This is a genomic window from Clostridium amazonense (assembly GCF_056431285.1).
On sequence record NZ_JBWKMH010000024.1, the window covers coordinates 107988 to 121750 of the forward strand.

At 24.4% G+C, this 13763-nt stretch carries 12 protein-coding genes; 11 read left to right on the forward strand and 1 reads right to left on the reverse strand.

Annotation, left to right across the window (positions count from 1 at the left end):
* The first annotated feature begins 15 nt into the window (after positions 1 to 15).
* The 4 genes from AC07E4_RS09865 (at position 16) to AC07E4_RS09880 (ending at position 5319) form a co-directional block, all read left to right on the forward strand.
* On the forward strand, positions 16 to 627 hold the full coding sequence (locus AC07E4_RS09865) for a P-loop NTPase fold protein (protein WP_040328971.1): 612 nt from the start codon (positions 16 to 18) through the stop codon (positions 625 to 627).
* A 308-nt stretch (positions 628 to 935) separates the two neighbouring features.
* Positions 936 to 3023 (forward strand): methyl-accepting chemotaxis protein, encoded by a 2088-nt coding sequence (locus AC07E4_RS09870; RefSeq protein WP_478216283.1) that lies wholly within the window; start codon positions 936 to 938, stop codon positions 3021 to 3023.
* 410 nt (positions 3024 to 3433) lie between these two features.
* The gene (locus AC07E4_RS09875; protein WP_430829217.1) at positions 3434 to 3772 is read left to right on the forward strand and encodes a winged helix-turn-helix transcriptional regulator; all 339 of its coding nucleotides are present in this window, start codon (positions 3434 to 3436) and stop codon (positions 3770 to 3772) included.
* A gap of 329 nt (positions 3773 to 4101) precedes the next feature.
* A complete protein-coding gene (locus AC07E4_RS09880) occupies positions 4102 to 5319 on the forward strand; it encodes a redoxin family protein (protein WP_478216284.1) in 1218 nt (405 codons plus the stop codon).
* A 46-nt stretch (positions 5320 to 5365) separates the two neighbouring features.
* On the opposite strand, the gene AC07E4_RS09885 is transcribed toward AC07E4_RS09880, so the two are convergent.
* On the reverse strand, positions 5366 to 5869 hold the full coding sequence (locus AC07E4_RS09885; RefSeq protein ID WP_478216285.1) for a GNAT family N-acetyltransferase: 504 nt from the start codon (positions 5867 to 5869) through the stop codon (positions 5366 to 5368).
* Positions 5870 to 6047: 178 nt separating this feature from the next.
* Between AC07E4_RS09885 and AC07E4_RS09890 the strand changes: the two genes are divergently transcribed.
* The 7 genes from AC07E4_RS09890 (at position 6048) to AC07E4_RS09920 (ending at position 13682) form a co-directional block, all read left to right on the forward strand.
* Positions 6048 to 7655 (forward strand): M20/M25/M40 family metallo-hydrolase, encoded by a 1608-nt coding sequence (locus tag AC07E4_RS09890; protein ID WP_478216286.1) that lies wholly within the window; start codon positions 6048 to 6050, stop codon positions 7653 to 7655.
* Between the two features lie 392 nt (positions 7656 to 8047).
* Entirely contained in the window at positions 8048 to 8842 is a 795-nt protein-coding gene (locus AC07E4_RS09895; RefSeq protein ID WP_040328966.1) for a multinuclear nonheme iron-dependent oxidase, read from the forward strand.
* A gap of 24 nt (positions 8843 to 8866) precedes the next feature.
* Positions 8867 to 9529, forward strand: a complete 663-nt coding sequence (locus AC07E4_RS09900; protein ID WP_430829220.1) for a B3/B4 domain-containing protein — start codon at positions 8867 to 8869, stop codon at positions 9527 to 9529.
* 129 nt (positions 9530 to 9658) lie between these two features.
* Complete coding sequence (locus tag AC07E4_RS09905) at positions 9659 to 10699, forward strand: RNA ligase RtcB family protein (protein ID WP_478216287.1); 1041 nt, start codon at positions 9659 to 9661, stop codon at positions 10697 to 10699.
* Positions 10700 to 10835: 136 nt separating this feature from the next.
* Positions 10836 to 11456, forward strand: coding sequence for an HAD family hydrolase (locus AC07E4_RS09910; RefSeq protein WP_430829527.1), 621 nt, complete (start codon positions 10836 to 10838; stop codon positions 11454 to 11456).
* Between the two features lie 191 nt (positions 11457 to 11647).
* A complete protein-coding gene (locus AC07E4_RS09915; protein WP_040328963.1) occupies positions 11648 to 12217 on the forward strand; it encodes a non-canonical purine NTP pyrophosphatase in 570 nt (189 codons plus the stop codon).
* An 88-nt stretch (positions 12218 to 12305) separates the two neighbouring features.
* Complete coding sequence (locus AC07E4_RS09920) at positions 12306 to 13682, forward strand: UTP--glucose-1-phosphate uridylyltransferase (RefSeq protein ID WP_040328962.1); 1377 nt, start codon at positions 12306 to 12308, stop codon at positions 13680 to 13682.
* Positions 13683 to 13763 lie beyond the last annotated feature (81 nt).

Below are 13763 nucleotides of genomic sequence, written 5' to 3' on the forward strand. Positions count from 1 at the left end.
AGGAGGTATTATGTAATGGATAAAATATTACACAAAATTTTAAATGAAGATTTTTCTAATAAAATATATGTAATTGGTGTAGATGGTGGAACAGGTGCTGGCAAAACTACTTTTGTGAAATCATTAAAATTGAACTTAAATCAAAAGGGCTATAAGTGCAGTATACTTCATATCGATGATTTTATAACACCTAGAAATGTTCGATATAACGATTCAAATGAAGAATGGTATTGCTTCTATAATCTTCAATGGAGATATGATTATTTACTAGAAGAAATATTAAAGCCTATTAAGTTAAATAATGAATTTGAAAATACAATAGAAATTTATAATAAAGAAAATGACAACTATAATAAAAAATTTCTATCTTTAAAGCAGGGAGAAATTCTAATAATAGAAGGTGTATTTTTACAAAGACCTATTATAAAGGAATACTTCGATTTTATGATTTTTATAGATGTACCACAAGAAATTAGATTAAAGAGGGTTTTAAAAAGAGATGTCTATATAGGTAATGAGAATGCTATTAAATCTAAATACAAAAGAAGATATTTTCCAGCTGAAAAAATATATTTTTCAGAATGCTCTCCAAAAGAAAATGCAGATTTTATTATATGTGAATTTTAACTTTTTTAAGAAAAAATTAATTGCTATACATTAATAAAATATGATTTATTCTTGAAAATTTAATTAGTAGTTTAAATATATATAAGAGAGCATGTGAAAACATGCTTTTTTTACTTAATGTTAGAATTTATTTTGTAAATGTTTATATTATATACAAAATTCAACAATAATTTCAATTTATTAGTTAAATTATAAAGTTTTTATATTTTTCTTCGATTACTAATAGTAAGTTTTCTATATTTATAAAATCTTATTTATAAATGCAGAAAATTTAAATATTATTAATTAATTAGGAGGAAATATAGTATATGCGTGTTTTTGGCTTAAACTTAAATTATTTCAAGTTTAGAAAAGGTATTCAAACAAGATTAATATCAAGTGTTTTAGTTATATTAATTGGAATGTCAGTTGTTATAAGCTTAGGACTAAATATAAGTATAAAAAGTATATTAAAAGAAGAAAACATAGAAAAATTAAATAATCAAAGAAATATTCTTCAGTTAAATTTAATTAATTTTCAAAAATCTCTTGAAAACGATATAATGCTTTTATCTAAAAATGATAAAGTTACAAATCTTACCGGAGCTATAACTTCTTATATGAATAGAACAGAAGAAAAAGTTCCAATGACCCCTTCTAAAAATGGAGGATTAGAAACAGAATTGTATGAAATTTTCAAAAAATATGGAGAAACTTATTCTGGTACTCAATATGTCTATTTAGCAACTAAAGATGGTGGCTATGTTCAATGGCCGGAAACTTCAATAAGTTCAAAATATGATCCAAGAGTCAGAGAATGGTATACAAATGCTGTTGCAAATCCAGATAAAATTAATATAAGTGATCCATACATAGATTTTGAAAATAAATTTGTTGTAAGTAATACTACTGCTGTTAAAAATTCAAAAGGTGAGATTATTGGTGTTATAGGAATTGATGTTTATGACAATAGAATTTCTCAAATTTTATCAAGTATGAAGAATGATGAAAGTGAAAAGTATCTGTTACTTGATAAAAATGGAGTAATATTAGCAGATTCAAGTGAAGAAAACACCTCTAAATCCATAAAAGATTTAAATATAAAAAATCTCGATAGTGCATTAGAAAAAGATAGCTCAACATTTACTACAGAACTAGATAAGATTAAATATATTGTTCAAAGTAATAAAATAGATGGATTGGATAGGACTTTAGTAAGTTTTATTAAAGAAGATTCTTTATATGGAATAATAAAAACAATTAATAAAGTTATAATATTTTTAGCATTGTTAACTATAGGAGTTGCCTTTATAGCTTTAGTAATAATAGCATATAAAATAACAAATCCTATAATTAAAACATCAGAAGTTCTAAATGAAATTGCTTCTGGTAACTTAAGTGTAGAATTAGATGGAAATATAGCAAATAGAAACGATGAAACATCATTATTAATTAAATCTACAAAAAAATTAAAAGATGATATGTGTTCTATTATAGGGGATATAAAAGATTTAACTCTAAACTTAGAGGAGAGATCTTTAAATTTAACAAAACTATCTACAAACTCATCTAAGACAACAGAAGAAGTAGTTAATGCTATGGAGAATTTAGCTACAAGAACTGTAACACAAGCAGATAAAGCTTCTAATATTAGCGAAAATCTAGGGTATGTAGATACAAGTATAGGAACCATTTCTAAAAAGATTAATGAAGTTAATAGTGTCTCTACCGAAACTAAAACTAGTAGTTTAAATGCTTTAGATGAAATGCAGGGGTTAAAGGAAAAGAAAAATGAGAGTATTGATAAATTAATAGAGTTTGAAAGCATTATAGATAAAATAGTTAGTAATGCCAATAATGCACAAAACTTTACAGATGCTATCCAAACAATATCATCTCAAACAAATCTATTGGCGCTTAATGCATCTATAGAAGCTGCTAGAGCTGGGGAAGCTGGTAAAGGGTTTGCAATAGTAGCAGATGAAATAAGAAAACTATCCAATGAGACAGAACTTGCTACCAATGATATAAATAATTTCATAAAAGAAATTAAAGATAATTCTAAAAACTCAGTAATTATGATGAAGGAAGTAAAATCCGTAGTAGAAGATTTAAATAGTGCCGTTGAAAGTTCAGAGGAAATATTTAAAAAGAATATAAGTTCAATAAATACATTATCTAATGATATAAGTGATGCTTTAGACGAATCTTTAAGATTAAATCATGTTAAAGATGATATAATAAATTCTATTAATAAAATTGTAGATGGAGTAGAAGAAACCTCATCTATAGCTGAGGAAGTAACAGCTTCTGCTGAAGATCAATTTAATATGACAAAAGAAGTGTCTAACTTATCTACATCATTAAATACTATCTCAGAAAAATTAAACCAAGCTGTTGATAAATTTAAAATCTAACTTTATAAATAAAATAATTAGAAATCAAATAACTAATAATAAGAACTGTATACATTTGTATATGGTTCTTATTATTTTGGTGGTTACTAAAAAGTACCTAATTGATTGTATGCTATGATATTTGATATAGTATTCATACAAATATACAATTAGTGCATGTTGCTTTATCAATTAATATAGGAAAACAAGCTGAAAAATGAAATTATTCAAGTATTAAATGAGAATAGTAGTAGTAAAGAAAAAAGTTTTTCATTTGAATTTGAACTTGGAACCCTATATAAAAAGACTGTTATTATAAATACTTTAAAGTTAAATTGGATGAAAATAATAAATTTACCATAAATACTAACTTTGAAAAAGATATAAACTACGGTATAATTATGGATTATAAATAATTAGGAGAAATAAATATGTATAATGCAGATAATATTATATATCAATGCCCCATAGAGGCACTTTCAAATATTTTAGGTAAAAAGTGGATTGCTGCTATAATTTGGAGAATGAATAATAAAAAAATGAGATTTGGAGAATTACAAAAATGTATAGAGGGTTGTAGTAAAAAAATGTTAAAGCAACAATTAGAATTATTAATTGAAAACGGAATTGTAGTTAATGAAAAAAAGTTATTCAACAACACTGTGGAATCAACATACTATTTGAGTAATTCCGGTGTTAAACTTCTTCCAATTATGGAGAAGATGATTTGTTGGAGCAATGATAACCTTAATTGTGATAAACACATTTAATTGATAACTGGCAGTCATTCAATAATCAATAATCATATAGACATCAACTTTCAAATTCATTTTAGTTATCATATAGTGAAACAAGCTTATACAACTTTCATAGGAATCCAAGGTTAAACTTTAAATCATTCATATTTCAATTGTCAAATAGTTTTACATACAAGGCTAGGAATTAAATTTAAAACTTGAATATGCTTAATAATTAGACTATCTTGGAATTCCTTTTAAATAAACATTTCTTTTGAAGGCAACATATTTACAGCTAAAAAGGTTCAAATTCAAAATTGTTTCTTATATAATAGTGAAACTTTACAGAAAAGAGGTATCAAATGGATAAAATTAATTTACTTGTAGTTTTTGTTGAAGGTTTACTTTCAATATTTTCACCATGTATCCTTCCAATACTACCAATATATTTAAGTATGTTAGCAAATAGCAGTGTAGATGATATAAAAAGTTCAAAATTTAAAAATAATATACTTGTTAAAAACACTATATTTTTCACACTAGGTATATCAGTTACTTTCTTTATATTAGGTTCATCTATGAATATTCTAACATCCTTTTTTAATGCTAATAAGGATATTATAATGATTTTAGGTGGATTTATTATAATTGTCATGGGTTTATTTTATGTTGGTATTATAAAATCTAACATTTTAAATAGAGAAAAAAGAATTAATTTTAAAACTGATAAAATTAATTCTTTATCAGCTTTTATACTAGGATTCACATTTAGTTTTGGTTGGACACCTTGTATTGGTCCAATTCTAGCATCAGTACTAATAATGTCTTCTAGTTCAGAAAGTGCTTTAACTTCAAAGTTACTTATTCTAATTTACACATTGGGATTTATCTTACCATTTATAATATCGTCACTATTTTATAGTAAATTATTAACTAAGTTTGACAAAGTGAAACATCATATGGATAAAATAAAAAAGGTAAGTGGAGTTATTATTATATTAGCAGGAGCTATAATGATTTTTAATGGTTTTAGAAATATAAATGATAAATTGCTTATTAATAATGAAAGCAGTAATATAACTAATAATTCTACTGAAACTCAAGACAAAAATACTACAAATGACAAAGCTGAAAATTCAAGTGATGAAAGTAAGATATCTCCAATAGATTTTACACTAATAGATCAATATGGTAAAAAACATACTTTAAGCGAATATAAGGGTAAGACTGTATTTTTAAACTTTTGGGCAACTTGGTGTCCACCATGTAGAGCTGAAATGCCTCATATTGAGGAATTATATAAAGAATACAATGAAAATAATGATGATGTAGTTATTCTTGGTGTAGCTTCACCTAATTTAGGAAGAGAGGGTACACTTGACGAAATATCAAAATATCTTAAAAAAGAAAAATATACTTTCCCAGTAATATTTGATAATGATGGTCCTCTTGTATATCAATACGGAATAAATGCTTTTCCAACAACATTTATAATAAATAAAGAGGGATACATAAGTAAATATATACCAGGTGCTATAGATAAAGAAACAATGAAAAATCTCATTGAAAGTGAAAGATAAGTAAAAAAACAAGCGTAAAACAAAATTCTTAGCGCTTGTTTTTCTTTTAGTTTAAATTTAAGTTATATATGATAGTATTTCCTTCTGTTTTAACATATTTAAATCCTAATGATTCATGTAATTTTTGAGATGGTATATTGTAGCTATAAACCTTTTGACCATAAATTTGTTTTATACCTAATTCTTTAGCTCGATTTATAATAGCTTCCATAACTTTTTTTCCAATGCCAATTCCTCTATACTGGGAACCTCCAATTACTATTGGTAAATTTTCTTCTTTTAATGTAACATCACCAATTGGTATAAATTTATGATTTTCTTTAATTTCAATAAAATATAATTCTCCATTTACTTTTAAATAATCATACATTCTTTTTACATAGTTTTCATCAGGTATTTTTAAAATATCAGTTATACCTTCTGAATTATAGTAAACTTCCTTATCTCTATACCATGATAATGCTATTTCATACTCATCTTTATATGCTTTCAATCTAAGATTTTCACTTATATAAATAATTTCAGGTTGTTTAAAATTTTTATATGCCATAAAAACTGTACTCCTTTTCTAATATTAAATATATATATATATTAAATTTTACCATGGACTATTCTATAAAAGATATAAGTGGTAAAATTAATATAAATTTACATTTAAAGTATTTATATTAAGGAGGTGAAAATGTTACAAAAACATATATTTTAAATAGTTTTTAGTAACACTCATCATGAATTATGATATAAAGAAAATATTATTAGATTTAATCTCTATACAAAGTGATACTGGAACATATAAAGAATGTAATATAGAGAACTATATATTTGACATTTTAAAAAGTTCTCCTTATTTTACAAAAAATACTGATTTATTAGGTTTATACGGAGAAAATGATATTTTAAATAGGCATGTAGTTTGGGCACTTAAAGATAATTATGTTAAAGATACTATAATACTAATATCACATTATGATGCTGCACCTATAGACAATTATGGTCCACTTGCTAAGTATGCTTTAAACCCTGAAATGTTAAGAAAAGAGCTCAAAAGTATAGATTTAGATGATTTAGCAAAAAAAGATTTACAAAATGATGATTGGCTTTGGGGAAGAGGCTCTTGTGATATGAAATCAGGAATTGCTATAAATTTGAATACAATACTTACTAATGAAAGTAAAAAAAATAATATCTTATTTCTTTCTGTTCCTGATGAAGAAAATATATCTTGTGGAATGAGAAGTGCAACTAATCTTCTTTATGATTTAAAAGAAAAATATAACTTGAATTACAAACTACTTATATTAACTGAACCTCATCAGCGAAAAAATTTAAATACCTTTAATATACATTGTGGTTCTGTTGGGAAAATAATGCCTTTAATTTTTGTTAAGGGAAAAGTAAGTCATGTAAGCAATATACTTACTGGTTTAAATCCTATACCATTATTAAATGAATTAGTTAATAGATTAGATCTAAATAAAGATTTTTGTTTTAGTGATAAAGGCTCTTTAACATCACCACCTACAGTTCTGGGTGTAAAAGATCTAAGACAAAGTTATGATGTATCTATACCTGAAATGAGTGCAGCATATTTTAATATGAATTTCTTTAAGAATGTACCTATAGAAAACATTTTAGATAAAATACTAGAGCTTTCCAAAGAAACAGTAAAAAACTATTTATTTAAACTTAAAGGTGTATATAAAAATTTTAATGATACTTCATTAGAGGTTCCTCATATAGAGGTTTTAAGTTATAGAGAATTCAAAAATATTTATTTAAATAAATTGAAGAATATAAATTGCACATTATCATCTATATATAAAGAAATTGATAATAAAGTAAACTCACAACAAATGAACTTACAAGAAAGCAGCATATATTTAATAACTAGGTTGGTAAAGGAGTGTAATATAAATCATCCTATAGTAATAATAGGAGCTATTCCTCCATATTATTCTGCTGTAAACAATGATTATATAATTAATAATAGATATGAGGGTAATATTAATATATCAACTTATTTATCTTCAACTATAGATATTATTAAAACAACACTAATTAAGTATGATTTAAATTTAGAAATTCAACCGTATTTTATGGGTAGTTCTGATTTAAGTTATACATCATGTACAGATCCATTTTCTGAAAAGCAAATGCTAGATAATTTAATAGTATCACCTAATCTATATAATATAGATTTTGAAAAAATTTCAAAATTAAATATACCATCTATAAATATTGGACCATTTGGAAGGAATCTTCATGAAAATACAGAAAGAGTTTATTTAAAAGATGTACTAGAACACATACCTAAAATTTTAAACAATATAATATGAAATATTTTCAGAAAAGTTGAAAAATTATTTCGTTTAATATATAATTAATAAAATTGTAATAAATTACTTTTAAATAAATAAGTATATATAATTACTAAAGGTATACAAATTAACTTTTTAATTTGTATATCTTTCATAGGAATCAAAGTTTAAACTTTAAGTTATGCATATTTCAATTGATAATTTTAATTCTAAGTTTTAATATCTATTTTTAAAATTGACAATGGATAGTGAATGTGAAAACATTAATAAGTTGTAACTCTAAAATTATCATTTAATAAAAATGTTGCTTAAACTTTGAAACCTATATTACTCTTAATAATTTAGATAAATTTAATTATCTTATACCAAATTAAAATAATAATATGTTTATATTTTTTAGGAGGATTTAAATGTTATTGGGATGTAATTATTCAAGCGAGTTAATAGAATTACTTAAAGAAGGAACTGTTGATATTGATTACATAAAGCTAGGATTATATGATTTATATAATGGAGTTTATGAAGAAGCTCTTTCATTTAAACCTATATTACTACATGGACTAGGCTTTTGTGAACGTGCTAGTATGCAAAATATTGAACAAATAGATTGGAATTATGTTAATACTTCCTTTAAGGTTTTTAAATCTCCTCATTATGCAATACACCTACTAGCTCATAGTGATGATTTTTTTGATACCTCTGAAACTAATAACATGATAGAATATATAATGAAAGTTGTTGATTTTTGGAAACAAAATTGCAATATACCTCTGTTAGTTGAAAATGCTCCCTATTCTGATTATGATGAAAAAGAATTTGGAGTAATTAAATTTTGTACAGATGCTAACTTTATTAATGATATTATATCTAAATGTGATGTTGATTTATTACTAGATTTATCGCATGCTAAAGTTGCTTCATTTAATAGAGGTGAAGACATATTTTCATATTTAAATAAGTTGCCACTTAATAGAGTGAAGGAAATTCATGTTTCAGGTTCCGAAAAAGTGTGTAATGAATTAAGAGATAAACATATTGAAATGAACGATGATGATTATGAAATCCTTAAATGGACTTTAAATAATACTTCTCCTAACATAGTTACTCTTGAATATGGTGGGCCAGGTGAAATATTCTCTTGGAGAAGTAATAAAGATATTTTAAAATATCAGCTTATTAAACTAAGAGAAATCATAGATAAATAATAATTTATTAGCAAAGGAGAAATTATGATAAATATAACAATAGATAACATTTTAAAAGAAAAATGTCCTAACTTAACTTTAGGATGTATAATTGCAAATGTAAAAGTAAACGATTTTAATGAAGAGTTATGGAAAGAGATAACAAAGGAGTGCACTAATATAGAAAACTCACTAGAAATTAAAGATGTTTTAACTCTTGAAAATATAAAAGCATCTAGAGATGCATATAAAAAATTCAAAAAAGATCCTAGCAAATATAGATTATCTTCTGAATCACTACTAAGAAGAATTGTTAAAGGGCTAGGACTTTATAAGGTAAATACTATTGTTGACATTAATAATCTTATATCATTAAAAACTAACAATTCTGTTGGTACTTATGATTTAGATAAAGTGAATGGTAATATAATTTTCACTCTAGGTCATGAAGGAGAAAGATATGAAGGTATTGGTAGGGGTGAAATCAATTTAGAAAATCTACCAGTATTTGAAGATGCTATAGGTAAATTTGGCAGTACTACTTCAGATTCTACTAGAGCAATGATAACTAAAGATACTAAAAGTATTTTAATGAATATAATATCATTCAATGGTGATATTAATATGGAATCTTATATAAACAATGCTAAAAATTTGCTTGAATTATATAGTAATGCTAAAATAGTAGAAACAAGAATAATTAAATAAACTATTTTATGAAAAGGACGTGATTAATATGATGTTATTTATAAAGGTGAGAGAAGTTTAATAAAAAAGTAGTAAAAATAATTACTTCTCTCAATAATAGTAATTTATAAATAAGGAGAGAAGATATTAATGTATAAAATTTTAGCAAGTGAAAAAACATGGATGGAAAGTGAAGCTGTAGATAGTGTAAAAGGATTATGTAATTTAAAAGGAGCTGTATATGTAGTTGGCTATCCTGATTTACATCCTGGTAAAACTCCTGTAGGTATATCATTTATTAGTAAGAAAATTATATATCCCAATCTTATAGGTAATGATATTGGATGTTCTATAAGTTTATTTGAAACATCTACTTTAAAACGAAAATTTAAAATAGATAAAGTTATGAAAACATTAAATAGTATAGAAACATTAAGTGAATATAATGATTTTAATAAAGGATCTATAGGTGGTGGAAATCACTTTTGTGAGTTTACAATTATTGATAAAGTATTAGATGAAAATGAATATAATATTTTAAATTTCGATAAAAACAAAATTTACTTATTAGTTCATAGTGGATCAAGAGGCTTAGGTGAATTTATACTTAACAGGTATATAAAAGAATATGCTCTTGAAGATGGCTTTGTAGAAGGAAGTTCTGAATTTACTTCCTATATGAATGATCATAATAAAGCTATAACTTTTGCAAAAGAAAGTAGACAAGTTATAGCTACAAATATGTGCAATACTTGTAATGTAGCTTTAGATAAAATAATTATAGATAATATTCATAATGGTATTGAAGTAAAAGATGAATACTATATTCATAGAAAAGGTGCTTCAAGTAGTAATGATGGCTATGCTATTATAGCTGGTTCCCGTGGAACACCATCTTATATAGTAAAACCTATAAATTCATCTTTAGAAAGTGGTTTTTCTATATCTCATGGTGCCGGAAGAAAATGGGCTAGGAAAAGTTGCAAAGAAAAATTACAAGGTAAATTTTTAAGAAAAGACATTAAAAGTAATAATTTTGATTATAACTTAGTATGTAAAAATAAGAATTTAATTTATGAAGAAGCTCCAGAAGCATATAAAAATATAGATTCTATAATATCTGATTTAGTTAATTTTAATCTTATAAAGGTAGTTGCTAAATTAAAACCTTTAGTTACTTATAAAGAATAATTAAAACATAAACTCTAAGAATGATTTTTCTTAGAGTTTATGTTTTATATAATTAATAAATAAGTATAAAATAAGGAGTAATATTAAAACCTATATTAAATAGAATTAAAATATATTAAGAGGTGAATTTATGAATATTAATATAGATAGTCTCATTTTTGATTTAGATGGAACTCTTTGGGATGCTATTGATACATTGGTTTTATCTTGTAATGATGTTTTAAAAAATCATCCTGATATAAAAAAGAACTTTAGTAGAAAAGATTTTGAAAGTGTTATGGGAATGCAATTAGATGATATAAGCAAAAAATTTTTTAACAATTTGAATGAAACTGATCGAAATAGTATAATGAAAGAGTTTTGCATTGTTGAACAAAATTATTTGGCTAAAAATGGTGGCAAATTATATCCAAATTTAGAAGAAACTCTTTTGAAATTATCAAGAAAATTCAAGTTATTTATAGTTAGTAATTGTCAAGTTGGATATATAGAAACTTTTCTTAAATATCATAAATTAGAAAAATACTTTATAGATTTTGAAAATCCAGGAAGAACAAATCTAAGTAAAGGTGAAAACATTAATTTAATAATTAAAAGAAATAATTTGAAAAATCCTGTGTATGTAGGCGATACTACTAGTGATTTAGAAGCAGCCAAATTTGCTAATATCCCATTTATATATGCAAACTATGGTTTTGGAAATGTAAATGAGTATGATTATGCTATAAATAATATAGAAGATTTATTAAACTTTTAATAAATAAATACTACAAAATGAATTTATTTAAAATTAAATTTGTTTTGTAGTATTTATAATATTATTAATAAATTTTAAAATAGCTCTTGTCTACTTGTAAATTTAACAATATAATATAAATTAAAATGGAGTTATTATATCTAATTTTGTAACTTTTTACTAATTGGATATATTTTGGACGGAGGGGTATTTTGAAAGATATAATTTTCGTAACAACTAATAAAGGAAAAATCGCATCAGCTCAAAGAGAACTTAAAGATATACAAGTACTACCTTATAATGCAGAATTAATAGAACCTAGAAGTGATGATATTAAAGAAATCGCAAAACAAAAGGTTATTCAAGCTTATAAAATTGTAAAAAAACCTTGTATCGCTCTAGATTCAGGTTTCTTTGTTCATGCACTAAATGGATTTCCTAAAGCATATGTAAATCATATGTTAGAAACAATAGGAATAAATGGTCTTTTAAAGCTAATGAGCGGAGTAGAAAATAGATATTGTGAGTTTAAATCTTGTTTAGCTTATTTTGATGGAACAAAATTCGAGTTTTTTGAAAGTAAAGCACCTGGATTTTTATCAACTAATATTAGAGGAAATGAAACTGAAATTAAATGGTCTGACTTATGGTATATTTTTAAGCCACAAAATTTCAACAAAACTTTAGCTGAACTTACTAAAGAAGAATTTTCAACTTACGATTCTTTAAAAGAGGATACTTGTATAAAAAAATTTGGTGATTGGTATAAAATTCAAAAGTAAATAACATAAATATTATATAGCTATTAATTAAAGATATAAATTTAAAATTGACAACTATATATAAATTCTGAAATGGAGACGATTTTTAATGAATTGTAAATTAAATAAAGTAAATAAACTTTTAAAAGAATATAATCAAGAGCATCTTCTTAAATTCTATGATGAATTAAATGAAGATGATAAAGAATTATTACTTGATGAAATATTAGAAATAGATTTTGAATTAATAAAAAATACATATAAAAAAATAGGTGATGCAAATAACTCTAATACAAAAAATGAGTTTAATCCAATGATTGCAAAAGTACTAAATATGTACTCTAAGGAAGAAAAAGAAAATTTTTATAATATGGGAATAGATGCTTTAAAAGATAATAAAGTAGCAGTTTGTTTAGTTGCTGGAGGACAGGGAACTAGACTTGGTCATAATGGACCAAAAGGAACTTTTAATATTGGATTACCTTCAAATAAATCGTTATTTCAAATTCAATGTGAAAGATTAATATATTTATCAAAACAAGTAGGTAAATATATTCCATTTTACATAATGACAAGTACAGAAAACTATAGTGACACAGTAAATTTCTTTAAGGAAAATAATTATTTTGGATATGATAAAGATAAAATAATGTTTTTTAAGCAAAATAACATGCCAGCAATAAATGAAGAAGGCAAAATATGCTTAGCTAATAAAAATAAAATAAATATGAGTGCTAATGGAAATGGTGGATGCTTTATATCTTTAAAAGAATCTGGTGCATTAAAAAATATGAAAAATCAAGGTGTTGAGTGGATTTTTCTATATGGAGTAGATAATGCCCTAGTAAAAATAGCAGATCCATATTTTATTGGATTCACTATTTCTTCAAATCAATTAGCTGCTAGTAAAGTGGTTGCTAAAAAACATGCAACAGAAAAAGTAGGGGTGTTATGCTATAAAAATAATAAACCTTCCATTGTTGAATATTCAGAACTTCCAAGAGAATTATCTGATGAAATAGATTCAAATGGTAAAATTGTATATTCAAATGCAAATATATTAAATCACTTATTAAATATTAAATTTATTGATGAAATAGTAGATAAAGATTTGCCACTTCACACTGCACATAAAAAAATAAAATACATAAATGAAAATAATGAAAAAATAGAACCATGTAAGCCAAATGGTTATAAATTTGAATATTTCTTATTTGATACTTTCGAATTATTAGATGATATGGCTGTTTTAGAAGTGCTACGTGAAGAAGAATTCGCTCCTGTAAAAAATGCAGATGGAGATGATAGTCCTAAAACTGCTAGAGATTTAACATTAAATTTGCATAAAAAATGGTTAACCGAAGCAGGTTTAGATAAAAACATCTTAAAAAACAATGTAATTGAAATATCACCACTTATATCTTATAATGGTGAAAACTTAAATAAAGATGATATAGCTATTATACTTAAAGATAATAACTTATAATAATAATCCTTTAAAATAAGAATTCATTTATTTAATTGGATTCTTATTTTTTTATAGTTTATATAATAGTTTAACATAATG